The organism is Lysobacter sp. CA199 (assembly GCF_052078715.1).
Taxonomy (GTDB): Bacteria; Pseudomonadota; Gammaproteobacteria; order Xanthomonadales; family Xanthomonadaceae; genus Lysobacter.
In genome coordinates this window covers 302,077-320,957 of record NZ_JBQJIL010000001.1, presented here as the reverse complement: position 1 = coordinate 320,957, position 18,881 = coordinate 302,077, and the positions used below count along the sequence as shown (strand labels likewise).

16 protein-coding genes are annotated in these 18,881 nt (G+C 62.4%); 10 read left to right on the top strand and 6 right to left on the bottom strand.

Features of this window, described 5'->3' with window-relative positions; all coding sequences use genetic code 11:
• Positions 1-270 precede the first annotated feature (270 nt).
• From ACTOWJ_RS01530 to ACTOWJ_RS01520, 3 genes are all read left to right on the top strand, one after another.
• The gene (locus tag ACTOWJ_RS01530) at positions 271-1,284 is read left to right on the top strand and encodes an isocitrate dehydrogenase (protein WP_441332808.1); all 1,014 of its coding nucleotides are present in this window, start codon (positions 271-273) and stop codon (positions 1,282-1,284) included.
• Between the two features lie 236 nt (positions 1,285-1,520).
• Entirely contained in the window at positions 1,521-1,757 is a 237-nt protein-coding gene (locus ACTOWJ_RS01525) for a hypothetical protein (RefSeq protein ID WP_441332807.1), read from the top strand.
• Between the two features lie 376 nt (positions 1,758-2,133).
• The gene (locus tag ACTOWJ_RS01520; RefSeq protein WP_441332806.1) at positions 2,134-3,480 is read left to right on the top strand and encodes a Na+/H+ antiporter NhaC family protein; all 1,347 of its coding nucleotides are present in this window, start codon (positions 2,134-2,136) and stop codon (positions 3,478-3,480) included.
• A gap of 277 nt (positions 3,481-3,757) precedes the next feature.
• On the opposite strand, the gene ACTOWJ_RS01515 is transcribed toward ACTOWJ_RS01520, so the two are convergent.
• Together ACTOWJ_RS01515 and gloB are read right to left on the bottom strand one after the other, a co-directional pair.
• A complete protein-coding gene (locus ACTOWJ_RS01515; protein WP_441332805.1) occupies positions 3,758-5,128 on the bottom strand; it encodes a transglycosylase SLT domain-containing protein in 1,371 nt (456 codons plus the stop codon).
• Positions 5,125-5,910 carry a hydroxyacylglutathione hydrolase gene (gene gloB, locus ACTOWJ_RS01510; protein ID WP_441332804.1) on the bottom strand — a complete coding sequence of 262 codons (786 nt, stop codon included), beginning with the start codon at positions 5,908-5,910 and terminating at the stop codon, positions 5,125-5,127. The genes ACTOWJ_RS01515 and gloB overlap by 4 nt, the downstream gene beginning before the upstream one ends.
• Positions 5,911-6,035: 125 nt before the next feature.
• On the opposite strand from gloB, the gene ACTOWJ_RS01505 reads away from it, so the two are divergent.
• From ACTOWJ_RS01505 to dnaQ, 3 genes are all read left to right on the top strand, one after another.
• A complete protein-coding gene (locus ACTOWJ_RS01505) occupies positions 6,036-6,752 on the top strand; it encodes a methyltransferase domain-containing protein (RefSeq protein WP_441332803.1) in 717 nt (238 codons plus the stop codon).
• A gap of 36 nt (positions 6,753-6,788) precedes the next feature.
• Positions 6,789-7,259: a ribonuclease HI gene (gene rnhA / locus ACTOWJ_RS01500; protein ID WP_441332802.1), complete on the top strand. Its 471-nt coding sequence runs from the start codon at positions 6,789-6,791 to the stop codon at positions 7,257-7,259.
• 127 nt (positions 7,260-7,386) lie between these two features.
• Positions 7,387-8,124 carry a DNA polymerase III subunit epsilon gene (gene dnaQ / locus ACTOWJ_RS01495; RefSeq protein ID WP_441332801.1) on the top strand — a complete coding sequence of 246 codons (738 nt, stop codon included), beginning with the start codon at positions 7,387-7,389 and terminating at the stop codon, positions 8,122-8,124.
• Between the two features lie 234 nt (positions 8,125-8,358).
• Here dnaQ and ACTOWJ_RS01490 read toward each other — a convergent pair whose 3' ends face one another.
• Positions 8,359-9,063, bottom strand: coding sequence for a PP2C family protein-serine/threonine phosphatase (locus ACTOWJ_RS01490; RefSeq protein ID WP_441332800.1), 705 nt, complete (start codon positions 9,061-9,063; stop codon positions 8,359-8,361).
• 561 nt (positions 9,064-9,624) lie between these two features.
• On the opposite strand from ACTOWJ_RS01490, the gene ACTOWJ_RS01485 reads away from it, so the two are divergent.
• Both ACTOWJ_RS01485 and ACTOWJ_RS01480 read left to right on the top strand, forming a co-directional pair.
• A complete protein-coding gene (locus tag ACTOWJ_RS01485; RefSeq protein ID WP_441332799.1) occupies positions 9,625-10,788 on the top strand; it encodes a tyrosine-type recombinase/integrase in 1,164 nt (387 codons plus the stop codon).
• A gap of 163 nt (positions 10,789-10,951) precedes the next feature.
• Positions 10,952-11,974 carry a ParA family protein gene (locus ACTOWJ_RS01480; protein ID WP_441332798.1) on the top strand — a complete coding sequence of 341 codons (1,023 nt, stop codon included), beginning with the start codon at positions 10,952-10,954 and terminating at the stop codon, positions 11,972-11,974.
• 103 nt (positions 11,975-12,077) lie between these two features.
• On the opposite strand, the gene ACTOWJ_RS01475 is transcribed toward ACTOWJ_RS01480, so the two are convergent.
• From ACTOWJ_RS01475 to ACTOWJ_RS01465, 3 genes are read right to left on the bottom strand one after another with little or no spacing between them, the layout of a single operon-like run.
• Positions 12,078-12,686: a hypothetical protein gene (locus ACTOWJ_RS01475; protein WP_441332797.1), complete on the bottom strand. Its 609-nt coding sequence runs from the start codon at positions 12,684-12,686 to the stop codon at positions 12,078-12,080.
• A 29-nt stretch (positions 12,687-12,715) separates the two neighbouring features.
• Positions 12,716-13,477: a hypothetical protein gene (locus tag ACTOWJ_RS01470; protein WP_441332796.1), complete on the bottom strand. Its 762-nt coding sequence runs from the start codon at positions 13,475-13,477 to the stop codon at positions 12,716-12,718.
• Between the two features lie 20 nt (positions 13,478-13,497).
• Entirely contained in the window at positions 13,498-13,665 is a 168-nt protein-coding gene (locus ACTOWJ_RS01465; RefSeq protein WP_441332795.1) for a hypothetical protein, read from the bottom strand.
• Between the two features lie 931 nt (positions 13,666-14,596).
• Between ACTOWJ_RS01465 and ACTOWJ_RS01460 the strand changes: the two genes are divergently transcribed.
• Complete coding sequence (locus ACTOWJ_RS01460) at positions 14,597-15,241, top strand: DUF1629 domain-containing protein (RefSeq protein ID WP_441332794.1); 645 nt, start codon at positions 14,597-14,599, stop codon at positions 15,239-15,241.
• A 41-nt stretch (positions 15,242-15,282) separates the two neighbouring features.
• Positions 15,283-18,846, top strand: coding sequence for a peptidoglycan-binding protein (locus tag ACTOWJ_RS01455; RefSeq protein ID WP_441332793.1), 3,564 nt, complete (start codon positions 15,283-15,285; stop codon positions 18,844-18,846).
• The last annotated feature ends 35 nt before the right edge of the window (positions 18,847-18,881 follow it).

The window sequence follows — 18,881 nt, the reverse complement described above, 5'->3', positions numbered from 1 at the left end:
GCCGCGACCGCGATACCTCAGTTGCGCCGCAAGCGCGGTATCGCGGTCGCGGCTCGCGCCGCTCCTATCTGGGGCGGCCGAGCTGACCCGATGGGTTCGGCGACTGCGCCGAATCGGGCGCAATGGGCCTGAACGCGGCCATTGGGCCTTCCTCCAGTACGGCCGCGAATGCAGGCCGGGGCGGCTTCCGGCATAATTAGGGGGCTAACGCTCACACTTTGCGTACCGCGCCCGCGGCGCGCGCCGCCCCAACGCTGGAAGAATTCCCTCATGACGCAAACCATTACGGTCATCCGTGGCGACGGCATCGGCCCGGAGATCATGGACGCCACCCTGCACGTGCTCGACGCGATGAACCTGGGCTTGTCCTACGAGTTCGCCGACGCCGGCCTGGTCGCGCTGGAAAAGCACGGCGAGTTGCTGCCGGCCGCGACCATGGACTCGATCCGCAAGACCCGCGTCGCGCTCAAGAGTCCGCTGACCACGCCGGTCGGCGAGGGCTTCAGCTCGATCAACGTCGAACTGCGCAAGCGCTTCGACCTCTACGCCAATGTGCGTCCGGCCAAGTCGTTCCCGAACACCAAGTCGCGCTTCCCCTCGGGCGTGGACCTGATCACGGTGCGCGAGAACACCGAAGGCGCTTACATCGGCGAAGGCCAGTCGTTGTCGGAAGACGGCGAGACCGCGCTGCTGACCCAGAAGATCACCCGTCGCGGCTCCGAGCGCATCGTGCGCTACGCCTTCGACCTGGCGCGCAAGACCGGCCGCAAGAAGGTCACGGTGGTGCACAAGGCCAACATCCTCAAGTCGACCTCGGGCCTGTTCCTGAAGACCGCGCGCGAAGTGGCTCAGCGGTATCCGGACATCCAGTGCAACGAGATGATCGTGGACAACACCTGCATGCAGCTGGTGATGCGTCCGGAGCAGTTCGACATCATCGTCACCACCAACCTGTTCGGCGACATCATTTCCGACCTGTGCGCCGGCCTCGTCGGCGGCCTGGGTCTGGCCCCGGGCGCCAACATCGGCACCGACGCGGCGATCTTCGAAGCCGTGCACGGCTCGGCGCCGGACATCGCCGGCAAGGGCATCGCCAACCCGTGCGCGCTGCTGCTGGGCGCGGCGCAGATGCTCGACCACCTCGGCCAGCCGGAGAAGGCGACCAAGCTGCGCGAAGCCATCATCGCCACGCTCGAAGCCAAGGATTCGCTGACCCCGGATCTTGGCGGCGGGGGCAATACGATGTCGTTCGCCACGGCGATCGCGGGCCGCGCCGCGGCCTGAGCCATCGGCCATCGCAAGACTCGCAGCGGGGCGCCTTCGGGCGCCCCGTTTGTTTTTGCGCAGCAGCGCACGCTTGCCCGAGCGTGGCGAGCGGAGCGGTGCGCTAGGCTCGGCGGCGGGAATCGGCAGGCCGCCGCCGTCTGTCCGAATCCGTCGTCGATGCCCCGGACTGCGCCTACGGCGCCGGGCGCGGCGGCATTCCATCCTGGCGGCAACGTTCGCATCGGAGGAAGGTCATGAAGATCAGGAAGATGAAGGGTAAGGCGATGGGTTTGCTTGCACTGGCGATGATGGGCGCGGCCGGTACGGTCGCCGCCATCCCGGCGCCGGGCACGTGCACGGCCGCGAATCAGGGCCAGCGGGTGACGGAGTCGTACTCGGGCGGCGGTTCGCGGATTTACCAGTGCGACAGCGGGGTGTGGCTGTTGTATGCGATCTGCGACAACCGCGGACGCTGCACTGTGGTGATCTGAGCGCGATTTGCTTTTCCCTTCTCCCGCTTGCGGGAGAAGGGAGCTCGCAGAGCCGGATGAGGGCGATGGGCCTCACCCCAACCCCGCTCCGACGCAAACGTCTGACGTTTGGGTGCTCGCGGACATGCGAGCCAATAGCTCGCAAGCAGCGGCCACTCATCGCGCCGGGGGAGAGGGGCTTGAGGTGAGGGCGGTGAGGGCGCAGGCGTCGCCTGCCATGGCTTCTCCGGCTTGCGGGAGCGACCCGGATGGATGGGTCGGCCGCCTCGACCCATATGCTCACATCGCCACCGATACAGCATTCCATCCCGGCACTCGACACAGAGTGTGCTGCGTTGCACAATCGCGAAGTTAATTAATCCATTCGGATGAAGCGATGAATCAACCGTCCCGTCCCGGCGCGCCCCTGTCCCCCAGCGGGCTCGCGCTGACGCCGCTGCTGCTGTTCCTGGCGCTGTTTTTCGGCGCCGGGCTGTATTTCACCGCGCATGGCGACGCGATGGGCTTCTATCAATTGCACGCGCCGGTGGCGATCCTGCCGGCGCTGGCGCTGTCGGCGTTCATCGCCTGGCGGCGCGGGATCAAGCCGTTGGAGACGCTGCTCAACGGCATGGGCGACCACAACGTGGTGCTGATGTGCCTGATCTTTCTGCTCGCCGGCGGTTTCGTCGAAGTGTCCAAGGCGATCGGCGCGGTCGATGCGATCGTCTCGCTCGGCGTGGGCAACGTGCATCCGGCCTTGCTGCTGCCCGCGCTATTCCTGGTCGCCGGGTTCATCTCGATGTCGCTGGGTACTTCGATGGGCACCATCGCCGCGGTCGCGCCGATCGCGCTCGGCGTGTCCGACGCTTCCGGCCTGGATCGCGCGTTGGTGCTGGGCGGGGTGATCGGCGGCGCGACGTTCGGCGACAACCTGTCGGTGATCTCCGACACCGCGATCGTCGCCAGCCGCACCCAGGGCTGCACGATGCGCGAGAAGTTTCGCGAGAACCTCAAGCTGGCGCTGCCGGCAGCGCTCGGCACGCTGGTGTTGCTGGGCTTCCTCGGCGAAACCGCGCCGGTGCAGACGCCCGACCCGGTTTCGCCGTGGCTGATCGTGCCGTATCTGATCGTGCTCGGCCTGGCCATCGCCGGCGTCGACGTGATCATCGTGCTGAGTATCGGTCTGGTCATCGCCGGACTGTTCGGCGTGTTCTTCGCCGAGGACTTCGGATTCGCCGCCTACACCAGCCACATCTGGGACGGTTTCGAGAGCATGGTCGAGATCACCTTGCTGTCGCTGCTGGTCGGCGGTCTGGGCGCATTGATGAAGGCGGCCGGCGGATTGGCGTGGCTGGCGCAGGTGATCGGCAAGTTCGCGCGCGGCCATCGCAGCCGGCGCGCGGGCGAGATCAGCATCGCCGCGTTGTCGGCGACTACCGATGTGTTCACCGCCAACAACACCGTGGCGATCCTGATCAGCGGCGGTCTGGCGCGCGACGTGGCGCAGCAGCACGGCGTTCCGCCGGCGCGCGCGGCCAGCGTGCTCGACATCTTCGCCTGCGTGACCCAGGGCGTGTTGCCGTACGGCGCGCAGATCCTGCTGGCGGCGTCGTTGAGCAAGGTCTCGCCCTTGGCGCTGGTCGGCAACGTGCATTACAGCTGGTTGCTGGGCGCGGTGACGATCGTGGCGATGTTATGGCCGTCGCGCAGGGCTCAAGCGCCGGCGGCAACGGCGGACTGAGCGCGGTCCATTTGCGTCGGTGAGGCGAGGACGGCGGTAACTGTGGTTGTTGCCGGACCTCGGTCGGGGCTGAAGGCCCTCTCACAAAACACCTCGTCGCCGCGCAATCTTTTGCCGAAGAGGCTGAGGCCTCTGATCGGCTCTGACACACGCGCGGCCACGAGGCCTTTTGTGGGAGGGGCTTCAGCCCCGACCGCGAAAAACGGACGACGGCGCACGCGCAGCCAAGCGATCGCCGCCAGCCGCCTGTATCGCGAAACGCAGAACGAAGCTGCGGCTATTTCCGCCCGCCGCTGGGCGCATCGATCACCAAGGCCTGGCCCGGTTTGAGCACCGCCTTCGCGTTCAAGCCATTGAGCTTGAGCAGGTCGGCCGCGCGCACGCCGTAGCGCTTGGCGATGGTCCAGGCGTTCTCGCCGCGGCCGACGGTGTGACGACGCGGCGCGGCGGCGACGGTTTTCGTCTCTTTCGTGCGCTTGGCGTCGCGGCCAGTGCCGGTGGTTTCGCTGTTGCGCTCGACCGATCCTGACCTCGGCGCTTCGGCGTCGCGCGCGGGCGTACCGGCATGAGCGAGCGTTTTGCCGGCGTTGTCGGCTGTGCCGCCAGCGTCGGCCGGGTCCGGTTTGGCCAGCAGTTCGCCGCCGGCGACGGCGACATCGGCCGCGATCGGGCCGGGCGTGCCGACGGCATTGGCGGCGACCGCCAGCAGCGGCGCGCGTTGGCCGCCGTTGCGGCCGATCCGGCCGTCGCCGAAGGCCGGGTTCAAGCGCAGCAAACGGGCTGAGTCCTGATCGGTGCGCGCGGCCCATTCGCCGATGCTGTCGATCTCCGCGGGCACGTTCACTGCGATCAGTCGCGGCACCGGCCGGTCCAGCGCGGCGAGCCATTCGGCGCGGTCGTCGGCCTGTTCCATCAGGCACGACAGCGCGTGCAGCTTGCGCACGTAGGCGGTGGTGATGTCCGACAGTCCGGTCAACTGGTCGTGGCGGGTGGCGGCGATGCTCTGGCCGCCGCGCTTGACCGCGTTGAGTACGCGGTACTCGCCGGCGTTGTAAGCCATCACCGCCAATCGCCAGTCGCCGCCGAACATGCCGTGCAGGGTCTTGAGGTAACGCACCGCGGCCTGGGTGGATTCCACCGGCGAGTAGCGCCCGTCGTAGCCCTCGCGCATCGGCACGCGATGGTTGCGTGCGGTCATGGCGATCATCTGCCACAGCCCGGCCGGACCACTGGCGCTGCGCGCGCCAGGGCGGTAGCCGCTTTCCACGAACGGGATCAGCGCGTATTCGGTCGGCAGGCTGGCCTCGCGCAGGGCGTCGACCACATAGCCGAACAGCGGCAGCAGGTCGTCGTCCTGGCTCGCCAGGCGCTTGGGCGCGGTGGCGAAATGCTGGCGCCAGCGGTTGCTGACGCCGGGCTCGCAGGTCTTGTCGGCCAGGCCGTCGCGGAAGCGCTGGTAGATCTCGCGGCCGTTGCGGGTCGGGCCGGCGTCCTGGATCGCATCGGCGGCCGGAGGCGGGGCCAGGGCGGCCTGTTCGCCGGCGCCGGCGGGCGCGGCCAGCGCCGCGCTCAGGCACAGCCCCGCGGCCAAGGCCGCGAGCCGCTGACGGCGCGTGGCCGCCCGTGCCAAAGCGTGCGGTCGTCTCACGCGCGGAACCCGTCCTTCCAGCGCCGCAGTTCGGCGAAGGTCTCGACCTCGTCGGCCGGCTCGCGACCCAGGCGATGGGCGATCGCGCGGATCACGCCGGTTTGGCGGGTGCGCAGGAACGGATTGGTCTGGCGCTCTTCGGCGATCGAGCTGGGCAGGGTGGGGCGTCCGGCATCGCGCATGGCCTGGGCCTGTTCGGTGCGGCGCCGCAGCGCCGGGTTATCGGGTTCGACCACGCCGGCGAAGGCGGCATTGGCCAGGGTGTATTCGTGCCCGCAGCAGACCCGGGTGTCGTCGGGCAGGGCGGCCAGCCGGGTCAGCGAGGCCAGCATCTGGGCGGGCGTACCTTCGAACAGGCGGCCACAGCCCAGGCTGAACAAAGTGTCGCCGCTGAACACGATGCGCTCGGTCGCGCGGCCGCCGCGCTCCAGGTAATAGGCGATGTGGCTGCGGGTATGACCGGGGACGGTCAGCACTTCCAGGGTCCAGCCGTCGACGTGGATCTTGACCCCGTCGCCGACCTGGGCGGTGGCGCTGACGATGCGGCCGTCTTCCGGGGCGAACACCGGAATGTTCGGCCAGCGCTCGCGCAGGGCCGGGACCGCGCCGATATGGTCGTCGTGGTGATGGGTCAGCAGGATCCCGACCGGGCGCAGCCCGTGCGCGGCCGCGGCCAGCACCGGCGAGGCGTCGCCCGGATCGACGATCAGCGAGGCTTCGTCGTCGCCCGACAAGGCCCAGATGTAGTTGTCGCTGAGGGCGGGCAGGGCGAGCAACCGCATTGTTGGCCTCGGGATTGGGGATTCGGGATTGGGGATTGGGTTCGGCGTGCTCAGGATCGGACTATGCTCTGCTCCAGCTTTCCGAATCCCGAATCCCGAATCTCCAATCTCGGCCCCACGCGACCATGCCCGCCCTGTCCCACGGACGTCAACCCGATCACGATTCCGGCCAGCCCCTGAGCTGGTTCGGCGACGTGCCCGGCCACGGCCTGCTGGACGTGGAGGCCGCGGCGATGGCGCGGGTGCTGGCGGTCAGCCCGAGCTTGCCCTGGGCCTGGTTCGGGGTCGCGGCCGCCTCGCCGCCGACCGGCCGCGGGGTGGCCCTGTACCGCAGCGGCGACGGCTTCGACGGTCCGCTGCGCTGCCGCCTGCCGTTGCCGCTGGCCAGCGAGGCCTTCGGCGCGGTGCTGCTGCAGCACGTGTTCGACGACGGCGTCGACCCGCAGCCGCTGCTCGGCGAATGCGCGCGCATCCTCGCCCCGGGCGGGCGACTGTGGCTGGCGACCCTCAATCCCTGGAGCCCTTACCGCCTGCGCTGGGCCCGCAGGGGCCTGTACGCCCGCGATGCCGGGCACTGGCAGGCGATGCTGCGCGCCTCGGGCTTCGCCTCCGATCCGGTCAGCCTGCAATGGCTGGGTCCGCGCTGGCGCGTGGCCCATGGCGAAGCCGGGGTGGGCGCGGCCGACGTGGTCCGCGCCGGGGTCGCGCTGAGCCTGACCAAGCGCGTGCATGCGGCCATTCCGCCGCCGCGTTTGCAGCAGTTGCGCTGGCAGACCGGACTGGTGCCGCGCGACGCGGCCGCGCATCGTGGCGCCAGCGCGGCACGCAACGACGATAAGTAGCGATAATGCGCGGCCGTTCCATCGAGTAGCCGTTGCGTGAGCCCGACCAAACAAGACGACGAAAAAATCGTAGACATCCACACCGACGGCGCCTGCCTCGGCAATCCCGGCCCCGGCGGCTGGGCCGCGCTGCTGCGCTACAAGGGCCATGAGCGCGAACTGTCCGGCGGCGAAGCGGACACCACCAACAATCGCATGGAGTTGATGGGCGCGATCATGGCCCTGGAAGCGCTCAGCGAACCGTGCCAGGTGGTGCTGACCACCGACTCGCAGTACGTGCGCAAGGGCATCACCGAATGGATCGGCAACTGGGCGCGGCGCGGCTGGAAAACCGCCGGCGGCGATCCGGTCAAGAACCGCGACCTGTGGGAACGCCTGCACGCGGCCAGCCAGCGTCATCAGATCGATTGGAAGTGGGTCAAGGGCCACTCGGGCAATCCGGAGAACGAGCGCGTGGACACGCTGGCGCGGCTGCAGGCCGAGCGGTTGCGTCCTTACCGACCATAACCGCGGCCGTACTCCGCGAGCATGCGAAAGCGGCGAGCGACGACGGGGAAACCCCGCTTACGGTGCTCGCGGCCCACGCCGCACGCCGACTTTTACCCACCCACCGCGCTTCTGAGACAATCCCCGCATGCGTCAAATCATCCTCGATACCGAAACCACCGGCCTGAGCTGGGAGCGCGGCAACCGGGTGGTCGAAATCGGCTGCGTGGAGTTCGTCGAACGCCGCCCCACCGGCCGCCACTACCACCAGTACATCAAGCCCGACTGCGACTTCGAAGCCGGCGCGCAGGAAGTCACCGGCTTGTCGCTGGAGCGGCTGGCCAACGAGCCGCGCATGGAGCAGGTGGTCGACGAATTCCTCGAGTTCATCCGCGGCGCGGAACTGATCATCCACAACGCGGCCTTCGACGTCGGCTTCCTCAATAACGAGTTGTCGATCTGCGGCGCGCAGTACGGCAAGTTGGCCGATCACGTTCCCAACATCGAAGACTCGCTGCTGCTCGCGCGTCAGCGTTTCCCCGGTCAGCGCAATTCGCTGGACGCGTTGTGCAAACGCCTGGGCGTGGACAACTCGCACCGCCAGTTGCACGGCGCCCTGCTCGACGCCCAATTGCTGGGCGAGGTCTACATCGGCCTGACCTCGGGCCAGGAAGAGATCGGTTTCGGCGATCCCGGCGTGGCCGGCGGGCAGGACCGTCCGGTTAGCTATCAGGTCGACGTCAGCGCGTCGCGTCCGCGGGTGGTCGTGCTGGCCGATGAAATGGCCGCGCATCAGGCGCGGCTGGAGAAGCTGCGCAAGAAGGCCGGCAACTGCGTGTGGGATCTGTCCGAGCCGCTCGAAGTCGCGCAGGCGGTCGAGGCCTGAGTTCCCGGGCCGGCGGTGGCGCCGGCCGTGGTGGTGGCGTGGTCGCGGCTTGCGCCGCTCCTACACGGGCTCCGGCTACCGACTGTAGGAGCGGCGCAAGCCGCGACCGCAAATCCCCGGCCTCCGCGCCACCGAAACACCGCCGCGAGACCCGCCACGGGCGCGCACCAAAACGGCTCATTGGAAAAATTTAGACGGATCTAAATCCGTCCAGCCCCGCCATGCCGCCCCGCCTCAGTGACTGCGCACCAGCACCACGGTGACATTGTCCGAACCGCCGCCGTCCAGCGCCGCGGCGACCAGCGAGTCCACGCATTCCTGCGCGCTGCAGTCGTTGTGGGCCAATACCCGGGCGATGCTGCGGTCGTCGACTTCCTCGGTCAGCCCGTCGCTGCACAGCAGCAGTTGCATGCCCGGGCGCAGTTCCCCGGTCATGGTCTCGACGTTGAGATTGCGCGGGTCGGTCACGCCCAGCGCTTGGGTCACCACGTTGCGGTGCGGATGGCTGCGCGCCTGTTCGTGGGTGATCGCGCCGTTGGCGATCAGCTCCTGCACGTAGCTGTGGTCCTGCGAGAGCTGGGCCAGATGGCCGTCGCGCCACAGGTACACCCGGCTGTCGCCGACCCATGCCACTTCGAAGCGGCTGCCGTGGATGCGCGCGGCGACCACCGTGGTGCCCATCGGCAGGGCGTCGTTGCGCCGGCGCGAGGTGCGGATGATCTCTTCGTCGGCGATCCGGATCGCCTGCGCCAGCGCGGTGCCGCTGCGGACCTCGCGGACGATGGTCTCGCGCGCCAGGGCGCTGGCGACCTCGCCGTATTCGTGGCCGCCCATGCCGTCGGCGACCAGCCATAGGCCGAGTTCGCTGTCACCGTAATAGGTGTCTTCGTTGAGTTCGCGGCGCAGGCCGACGTGCGTGAGGTGTCCGAATTCGATCATCTGCCGGTCATGCCATTCGCGTCGTCGGGTTTGCCATTGCTGTAACGGAATCATCGCGACCGAACGGCCGTGGCGCAAGAAAACGTGATCCCCATGCGAATTCATGCATGAGCGTCGATGAAGATCGTGTGTGCGCCAGGTTGCTTATGCGCCCGCGAAGTTCCCATCGGCGATGCCTTCGCCCCGCTGTGGATCGGTGTCGCCAAAGATCGAGACTCGCCCAGCCCGACCAAACCGCCGATGAAGGACGATGCGCGGGCCGGTTCGGGTTTTGCGCTTGCGTGCCCGGCGCGGGCGTGGCGGGCGGTTGCGTTCGCGCGGTCCCGGATGCGGCCTGGATCGGCCGCGGTCGAACGCGAAAAACACAACGGGCCCGCGATGGGCCCGTTGTGCGTATCTGGCGGAGAGGGGGGCCGCCATCGCGTTTCCGCATTGTTCCATTTTGGTCCGTCATCTGCAACTAAGTCATTGACGAGGCGGGAATTGCCGTCCGCACAAATCCATTTCCTTCCGCTATGATCCGCCGCCAAATCATGGGTACGGTAGTGGGTAGGAGAGTGCATGGCAAAAGGAATTCATCGCTTGTCGGCGCGGCAGATTGCCACAGCCAGGACAGGACATCACGCGGATGGAGGTGGCCTATACCTACAGGTGACCAAGACCCGCGCCCGCAGTTGGGTGTTTCGATACCAGCGAAACAAACGGCGCCGCGAACTCGGCCTGGGGACTGCATCGGTTGTAACGCTCCAAGAGGCGCGAGAGCGCGCAATAGAACTTCGCAAGGCACTCGCCCGAGGGGAAGACCCAATGGCCGCGCGGCTGGCTCGTAGGGCCGCGCAGCGGCGTACCTGGGGGGAAGTGTGTAAGGAATACATCGATACGGCGTCTACCGAATGGAAGAACGACGCTCAGGCGGCGCAGTGGCGCCAGTCTCTAACGGATCATGGTCCCGATGCCAAGCTGCCGCTGGAGCACGTCACCGACGCCGTGGTGCTTGCCTGTCTAAAGAAGATATGGGAGAGCAAGACCGAAACGGCGACCCGCCTACGCGGGCGCATTGAGCGCATTTGGGGTTACGCCCATTACAAGGGCTGGGTGAGTGGTGAGAACCCAGGGCGTATGAAAGGGCATTTGGAGTTTGCCTTACCCAAGGCATCCAAGATTAAGAAGGTCAAGCACCACGCCGCTATGCCATATGCCGACGTTCCATCGCTTATGCGCTTATTGCGCAAGCGGGGTTCCAAGTCGAGCAAGGCTCTGCGATTCACAATCTTGACTGCTGCGCGTACCGACGAAACGGTCGGTGCCGAATGGTCAGAGTTCAATATTCCAAAGGCCCGATGGGTCGTGCCACCTGAGCGAATCAAAGGTGGACGGGAACATGTTGTGCCGCTATGCGCTGAAGCGCTGGCAATTCTTGATTCCATGCCGAAAGACGAACCGCCATTCCGACTGTCCGAAAACACGATGCTCTATTTGTTGAACAAACCGGACAAGCTGGGCTTGCCCTATACGGTCCACGGTTTCCGGTCATCGTTTCGGGATTGGGCTGCCGAGGAGACGGAAACCGAAAACTTCATCGTGGAGATGGCTTTGGCACACACGATCAAGAACAAGTCCGAGGCGGCTTATAGACGCGGCCATCTCATCGCAAAACGACGGGTACTAATGAACGCCTGGGAGGCTTACCTGTCGATGGCCGCCAGAGTGAAGATTGCTGCATAAATCTGCTTCAACGCGTTCGGGTTTTGGCCCTACATAAACTGAACTGTTGCTTAACAACAATTCGAAAAGTCCGTTATGGACTTGAAAATGTCCAAAATGGACGCCATCATGTCCTTAGTGGACGGTCGTCCGTCCGCGTGTCTAATTATAAGGAGAAAAATAAATGGACATGATTTATGCGTTTTGGAACAACAAAGGTGGGACAGGTAAGACAAGCTTGGCATTTCAGTCAATGGCGCGTTATGCAGAGATGCATCCGGGAAAACGCGTGCTGGCAATTGACCTTTGCCCACAGGCAAATTTGTCGGAGCTAATGCTAGGCGGTCTTAACCACAGAGGCAGTGAAAAACTCCTGGAACGACAAGGGTTGTCTGTCCGATGCAGCATTGGCGGCTATTTTCAAAGACGTTTGCCATCCCCATACACTCCGCCAATTTTCAACGCAAGAGATTTTGTTACTCACCCGGTGACCTATAACTCATCGATTCCGAGCAATATTCATCTCGTGTGCGGCGACCCGCTGTTGGAATTGCAAGCTAATGCCGTGAATACTTTGGCGAATCAAAACATTCCCGGTACTAACACGTGGATTGCTGTCCTCGACTGGCTCAATGATTTTCTTGAGCAAATTGAGGATGAATACGACACCGTTTTTCTTGATTGCAACCCAAGCTTTTCGCTTTACACGCAGATTGCGTTGGCGACGGCGGATAGGATAATTCTGCCCGTGATGGCTGATGATTCATCTCGGCGCGCAATTTTGAACGCGTTCTCTCTGATATACGGATTGCGGTTGCCGTCTGAGATTTATGCGTCCTATATGTTTGCGACAAAGTTGCGTGATGCAGGTAGAAAGCTTCCGCAGGTCCATTTAATTGCCAAGAACCGTCTTACCCAGTACATGGGTTCTGCCTCGGCATATTCCGCCGTTTTAAAAGCGATTGAGACGGATATCGACTCACTTCTTGTAACCAGTCCGGATTTGTTTACATTTACTGATGTTAATGAAGGTACGGTGGAGATTCGTGACTTTCAGACCACGGGTGTGGTGGCTTTTGCGAAAGGTCAGCCGTTCTCTAAAGTGCGCTCAGGTAAACAGACAATTAATGGTCACCGGGTAGCGGTTAAACAAGATTATTTAGACCTCTGCAAAGAATCGCTTGAGAGAATTGCTGAAAAACTGTAAGTGATGTTAAAGGCCCGGCAGAGATGTCGGGCCTTTTTTTCCGAAGGTGCGATTGCGAAAGGCATGCTTTTATGAGTGCCGCCGAAACGCGGTTTTTATTCTGCTATCCAGTGGCTGCAGTAAACACAGCGACTAGGGCCGGCCACCATTTTTGACAGATATCTGTTATATCGTTTGCTAAGCCTGTAATTTTCTCGGCCTTATCTATTAGTGCCAGGGCAACGCCACTCTTCCTGCTCTCTATAGGCGTTGCCGCTTCTTTGGCTACCACACTAAGAATGTCGATCAGGTCGTTCTTCTGGTTTCCCGTGAGATCAGCGCTCTTCAGCACCGCTTCGGAAATAGCTTTGACGGCCTCTGCTGCATCAGGTTGCCCGGTGCTTATTAGGGCAGATATGGATTGATCAACAGTGCCGATTGAACCCGTGTTGATGGTGCCGATGACGCTATTCTGTACGGATATGTTGTTCATTTTAACGCCTTGAATGAAGGTCGGTTTCGGCCTTGGCGGGAATCGCGGAAAATGCGCACCGAATCCCGGCATTCCCGTCGCGAATGCAATTTCATCGCTACTGTAATTAACTGCGCGCTCTAGGCTCTCAAGTTCTTGTTGCTGAATCTGTGAGAACTTGAAGTAACAATCAAGGCATAACGGTATGTTTTGTTCGCCGACCGTGTACATCGCTGGCGAAATACATTGATAGCACTTCAATACAAATCCTCCAAAGACGAAGTTTCCGATTAAGGGCGCGGTATCCAGTGCGTCAGAAAAGTTTCAACAAGCTCCACAACCGTTAAAGCATCTGATATTACCTGAGGGTGTAGTATCAGCGGCCCCTCCTTAGTGCTAAGCGAGTGAACGAACATAGGGCACGCAGAGCCGAGATTCTCGATCTGATCTTGGATCGAATTGCAGAGCTCAAAATCGCCTTTTCGAATGGCTTCCATTGACGAGGCTTGCAAAGCTACATATGCATGCTTGTCCGCATCGGTAAACTGAGTGGGGGGAACATATAGTGGAATCCTGTGGGCCAAAGCATCTCGGTAATCTTTAGCGTAGATTTTGTGCCAATCTGCTATTGCACTAGTGCGAAGGTAAGTCGCGAATGCTATTGGCAAATGAAACTGGGTTTTAGGATGAAACAGGCCCACCTCAAGCCGCTTTATCGCTATCTTGTGTTCATGCACAAAGACCCAGGCTAAGTTGTCTTGAATGCCGCTGACATTTATAGCGAATGCATGAAGTTGGATAGAAGTGTCTGTTACCGCTGCGCGCGACAAAGGATTTGTTCGCGAGGGTGGAAAAATGGAGAAAATGTTCTCAACCGTGCGATGAATTGTTCCTAGCCTTCGTGAGACACCGTGTAGGGCATACTCCCTGGCTGATTCTTCGGTAAGGGTTATGGAGAATTCAGAAGTGACCTTTGCTTGCAGCGCGATAAAGCGTCGATGCAAAGACGTAAGTTCTTGTTGCATGTCGGACAATTGTTTTTCCGTAAACACTTGCTCCTCCTGGCGTGAAATCAATATTCAGCGTCCGCCCATCGCACGGGTTCATCGATCTTAGCGCCGTCAATGCGCCAGAAGCCCTGCGCGGCCGCCCACGGGGTCGCGATCGCACACACCATCCCTCCCGCGAAGTTCAACCATGGCGCGACGCCGCACGCATTGGCCAGGATCACCGAGTTCATCTGGCACCCACTCCTCATCGACCACGGCAACGCCTGGGACGCCGTCAATCGGCCATACCGCGTCGGGGTTAGCGGACGATGGTGACGCGGTAGCGGACAAGGCAGGACGGCATGGCGCGTCATCGTAGCGGCACCCGTCGTACAGCCCGAGACTGTGCCTATTTTGCCCGAAGTCCTTATCGACGCCGCGAACTGGGGGGGCTTCGGAAATCGGTAACTTCGGTAACCGGTTGAGAATTCCGACGTTTTTTTGAGCAATATCAGTACGTTGAACGAGGGGGGGTGCGGTAACCTATCCGGTAACCATGAGGTAACTGGTTACCGTTCTTAGAGGTAACTTATAACTCTCTTAAATTGCTTAAAAATCATTGGCTTGCGTATTGGTTACCGGCAAGGTTACCGAAAGTTACCGTCCTGGGGTAACCAACAAATTCCCTATTATTCAATCGTTTATGCCTGATTTTCCGGGGCGGTTACCAAAGTTACCGATTCCCGGAGGCCATCCAACGAGACGGAGGGCGGACGCCTAGCAGCGACTTTCAGCCCAGCCGGGCCTAGCTGCCGCGCTCAATGGGTCGAAACTGCGCGTTAGGTGCGTCAATCTGCGTCGCGCGCGCCCCGTGATCTGATGCGAGCTCACGACTGTGTTTCCCTGTCTTCCGTGGCGGCTCGCATTTGAGTCGAAAGCCGCACATGTAGTGGGAAGGCGTGGCGGGGTCTCGACCGCGCGCCAGCGCAGCAAATGCCCGTCCAACCCCTACCGTCGCGGGACGGCGCTCCCCATCTCGCCAGCGCGCCCACGTGCGACCTGAGAGCGTGCGCTGCGTCACCTTGGGGGTGGGCCGAGGATTAGCCCGACGCCCCCGTAGGAAAAGTCTGACGCGCTGACGATCCTTCTGCGCGATACTCAATAGTCCAGGATGGAGGCGCTATGAATAGACCTGAAATCGAACCTGTAGGCGCATCAAGCGATGTTGATGGCGAAGCTGGCAAGTTCTATGTTTTGGACGCCGACTATCGCGGCGCCGGACCATTTCACGGTGTTGTGTTTGCAAATCTAGATCGGCTACTGACAGGCCGAGCGATTCTCTTGCCGGCAGAGCGGGGATTTCCCGAACTGCGAGAGAAGCCGCTATTAGTGCATGATCCTGAGAAGGGAGGCATGCCGCGTGATCTTGAATCGGGATTGAGTGGCTATTGGCTAGTATCCGAGCGGTTAAAGAATTTGTTCGAGAAGATAGACCCCGATGGCTTTGCATTCGCAGCATGCGATTTCCGTTTAGCGGATGGCACTGAAGGTCCAACCCACTACTTATGCGATGTGGTCAGAAGCCTAGACGCGCTAGACGAAGATCGCTCGCGAGTAAAAATCTTAGTCGACGATGACTTTGTGAATGGCAAGGCATACGACCTTGGCGGCGGAGCGCGTCTAGTCTTCCGCGAAGACATGGTGGCGGGCGCTCATGTCTTTCATTCGCCGTTCGCCGATTATGAGTTCTGCGATGAACTTCTTCGGGACTTGCTAATTGCTGGACGTTTTACAGGAGTTGGTCTTGTAGACGCTACAAGGTACTAACCGGTTTCGCTTACTCGCGCTAATGGCAGGGACTCGCCGGCATGGCTTCCAACGAACAGCACGCGTTCCAGTTGCATCATTGCATCGAACAAAATAAAGCGTTCAACCAAAGCAGGTTGTTGCAAGCGTTGGACGAGATGGGCGTTTATAGCAAGCACAATGATCGCAATCTTGTGTATCTGCCGCGAACCCCTGAGCTTGCCGCAAAGCTCGATATCACTCCGCATTCTGGCGGCCCACTCGATTCTTACTCGGACGTGGTCAAGGATAGGCTGCGTCTCTTAACAGTGACAAAAGACGGACAAGCTGCAATTGATGGCGATCCGGATGCTGCGCGTCGAGTTGTTCAAAAAGTCCACAAGTTGGAAGACACCCTAAAGGCAGCAATCCTCAATGGCGATCTGTACACAAATGTGCCGGACGGTTGGTCGCTCGGACAAACGGATGCCGTTAACAGAAAGCTGGGTGCGGGATTAACGGACTACGCGAAAGAACATGCTGAGCAGATAGATCGGCTCGGCAAGTTGCCTGCATCTGAGGCGCATTGGAGTGCAGCGCTCCGGTCGGAACGCTATCTTGTCGCCACGGTTGAGGCGGTAAACGAGCCAGGATTGAAGCCAACTCGCGGCAAACCGTTTGCGGGTCATGCATCGTTGCGCGAAGCAATAAATCAAGCACACGTTGAAGGGCGCTTGTCGGTGTCTGAGCCGGCCCTTGCACAGTTGAAAGAAGGTTTTTCGGCGCATGTTGCCGAGGCCGATGCGCGGGAAGTGGCGGCGGCAAGTCGGGCAGCAGCGCGTGGCGCCGCACTTAGATCGCTGGTAGTCGGTGGGGTGGCGGTGAGCCTCGCCGATGCAGCAGACGCAAGCGAGCGCATTTCTTCGTCGCTGGATCAAGACAATCCGCTCGCCGCGAAGTCTCATGCAGTTCATTTTGCCGGGCGCGGTGCTGGCGGCGCTATTGGTGGGGCCGCGGCTGGTCTGATTGCGGGCTCTTGGACCGGCCCCGGCGTGTTACTAACAGTGGCTGCTGGTGCATACACTGGCAGTGAGGCCGGCGAGAAACTCGCGAAGATGTGGGATAACCGCCAGGTCTATCACCAGGTCCGAGACAACGTGTCGTGGGAATTCACCGGCCGACAGTGGGTGCGTGAGCGAACGGCGGACATTTCACGCGATGATAGAAGCAATGCGGAAATAACGACGTTCGCCGCGCCACCGGAGAAGGCGCGGGAACTGTACTTAGATGCGCTCAACGCGGCGACTGCGTTGGAACTTAAGAATGTACCGCCGCCGCGCACGCCGTTCGTTCAACCGCAGGCGCCGGGGGATACCCCGAGCCTCGATCCTGCGTCTTGGGAGCGCAACAGCCGCACCGAGCAATGGGAACGCAATGTGGTCGTGGGTCGGCTCGATCACGCGGCCAACGCCACTCGGCGCGAAATCGCATCGCCAGAGCGGGCGGCCGAATTGGATCGGGCCGCCGACCAAGTCATCCGGGAAAACATTGCCAGCGGTCAGGCGCCCATTGCGGCCCGCTACGAAATAGCCTACCGGGCCAGCGGGTTTGATTTGGTGGGCGAGAAGTTGCCGGCCGCGACCAATGTGCTAACCGAAGGCAATCTGAAGGCGAGCAACGGCGATCTGTACCGGCGTGACGAGAGCGGTCAATGGTTGAGCCTGGACGGAACTCCCGCCGCTGGCAATCTGCCCTTGGAACTGGAGCGGACGAACGCGGCCGTGCAACCGCAGTTGGCCCAACACAGAGAGTACGTCGCATCGCTGGCGCCATTGCAACCGCCGTCCACCGAGGTCGGAGACCGGGACCGCGCGATTTTGTTGGACACGTACTTGCAGCGCGGCGTGGAGCCGACGCAACAGCATATGGACGCGGCCATGCTCGCCATTGCGCGCACGCGCGAGGCTAACGATATTGCGCCCGGCATGACGACGTATCAGCTTCAGCCCAACGCCAAAAAAGGATACGACGTCACCAGTTCGATCGCGCACGTCTACAACTACTCAGACGGCGTGCCACGCATCGCGGCAGTCACGACCGCAGCGGAAATCGATCAAGCGCGGGTCGAGGTGCAAGGCCGCGCGGCGCCGATCCCGGACACGCCCGAACTACGGATCGAAGCGCTATCGCAGCAGCAGCGTGATGCCCAGGAACAAGCATTGCGCGAAGCGAACCGCATGGGACTATCACGCGATGATGTCCAGTTTGCCGCCCAGCATGCAGCGGCAGCAGCGATTGCAGCGGATCGCGAACCGGAAATCGTGATCATGCGCGATGACGTTCGCGTGCGCGCCCCGACGCCTGAGCCACGGCGCGAACCTGAAACGCCATCCCCCGAAGTCAGCAAGCCACCGCCGCCGGTTGCTGCACCCGAGCCCCCACCGGAGCAACGCGAAGCGCAGGCGCCGACCGAAGACGCGCGCAAGCCTATCGAGCCAGCGCATGCCGCCGTAAGCGAAGCTCAGCCCCCGTTAGCACCGCCCACGCCTCCGGCAGCGACGCAGCCCGCACCCAGCACGCCCGCCGCTCCTGTCGCGTCGGATGACGCGTTGCAACGCGGCAGCGAGGGGCAGGATGTGGCATTGCTGCAATACCGACTGGATCGCATGGGCTATCGCGGGCCGGAAGAAACGCCCCTGCCGCAGCATGGGCGGTTTGACGCCGCCACCGAGCACGGCGTGCGCCAATTCCAGGAAGCTAATCGCCTGCCGGCTACGGGCATGGTGGACCCGGACACGGTACAAGCCCTGGCGGTCGCGCAGCAGAGCCGCGTGATTCGTCCGGCGCCAACGGAACAGCGGGAAGATCCTGCCGCGTCCGTTCGCGAACGCCAGCCCGCCGCGCAGATTCAGGACGCCGCGCTTGCATCAGTCGCGCCGCCATCCCCGCAACCGTTGCACGATGACCGCAGCGAGGCGCAGGAAGCTTTAGCGCGCAGGCCGCATCAACCATTGGACGCGCGTCGCTATGCGTCATATCCGGCGCCGGAGCATGCACCCACACATTTAGCGCCCGAGCGCGTGCTGGCATCCGATGCGAGACCGGCCGAGCCGGTGTCCACATCGCGGCAGCCCGAGGGGGCAGGCGCGCCCGCACCGCCGCGTTTCGATCACGAACCCGAACCCGATAAGCGTGCAGCGCCATCCGAGCATGTCCCCGTCGCGTCGAGTCATGCCGCGCCAAGCGCGGCAGTTCAAGGTGCCGAAACCGAACCTGCCTTCGATCTTTCACGATTCTCGCGAGATGACCAAAGGATGATGGATAAAATTCGCGCTGGGTCGCCGGCCGGATTGTCAGATGAGCACGTGGCAGCAGCGATGCTGGGTGCGAAGCGCAATGGCATTCCTGACGCGGATCGACTTGGGCCGGTAGTTGTCGTTGGTGACACGCTTTGGGTCGAGAAGACGGTGCCCGGCTTCCACACGCCGTTGTCCTTGACTCAACAGCCGCCACAGTTGCAAGAGACCTACCGCGAAACACAGGCGGTCAATCAACAGTACGATCAGAAGCAGCAGCAAGAAGCGCAAGAGCGAGAGCTGGCGCAGCAGAATCAAAAGCAAACCGACGCTATGCGGCCACAGCTTTAATTTGATCAATTTCCGTTTTGGCAAATGGAGTAGCC

What these genes read in the sequence shown, in the direction of transcription:
- ACTOWJ_RS01525 (WP_441332807.1), top strand. Translation starts at nt 1,521, where the DNA reads ATGAAGATCAGGAAGATGAAGGGTAAGGCGATGGGTTTGCTTGCACTG.
- ACTOWJ_RS01505 (WP_441332803.1), top strand. Translation starts at nt 6,036, where the DNA reads ATGCCCGCCCTGTCCCACGGACGTCAACCCGATCACGATTCCGGCCAG.
- ACTOWJ_RS01520 (WP_441332806.1), top strand. Translation starts at nt 2,134, where the DNA reads ATGAATCAACCGTCCCGTCCCGGCGCGCCCCTGTCCCCCAGCGGGCTC.
- ACTOWJ_RS01480 (WP_441332798.1), top strand. Translation starts at nt 10,952, where the DNA reads ATGGACATGATTTATGCGTTTTGGAACAACAAAGGTGGGACAGGTAAG.
- ACTOWJ_RS01465 (WP_441332795.1), bottom strand. Translation starts at nt 13,665, where the DNA reads ATGAACTCGGTGATCCTGGCCAATGCGTGCGGCGTCGCGCCATGGTTG.
- ACTOWJ_RS01485 (WP_441332799.1), top strand. Translation starts at nt 9,625, where the DNA reads ATGGCAAAAGGAATTCATCGCTTGTCGGCGCGGCAGATTGCCACAGCC.
- ACTOWJ_RS01460 (WP_441332794.1), top strand. Translation starts at nt 14,597, where the DNA reads ATGAATAGACCTGAAATCGAACCTGTAGGCGCATCAAGCGATGTTGAT.
- ACTOWJ_RS01530 (WP_441332808.1), top strand. Translation starts at nt 271, where the DNA reads ATGACGCAAACCATTACGGTCATCCGTGGCGACGGCATCGGCCCGGAG.
- ACTOWJ_RS01455 (WP_441332793.1), top strand. Translation starts at nt 15,283, where the DNA reads ATGGCTTCCAACGAACAGCACGCGTTCCAGTTGCATCATTGCATCGAA.
- gloB (WP_441332804.1), bottom strand. Translation starts at nt 5,910, where the DNA reads ATGCGGTTGCTCGCCCTGCCCGCCCTCAGCGACAACTACATCTGGGCC.
- dnaQ (WP_441332801.1), top strand. Translation starts at nt 7,387, where the DNA reads ATGCGTCAAATCATCCTCGATACCGAAACCACCGGCCTGAGCTGGGAG.
- ACTOWJ_RS01490 (WP_441332800.1), bottom strand. Translation starts at nt 9,063, where the DNA reads ATGATCGAATTCGGACACCTCACGCACGTCGGCCTGCGCCGCGAACTC.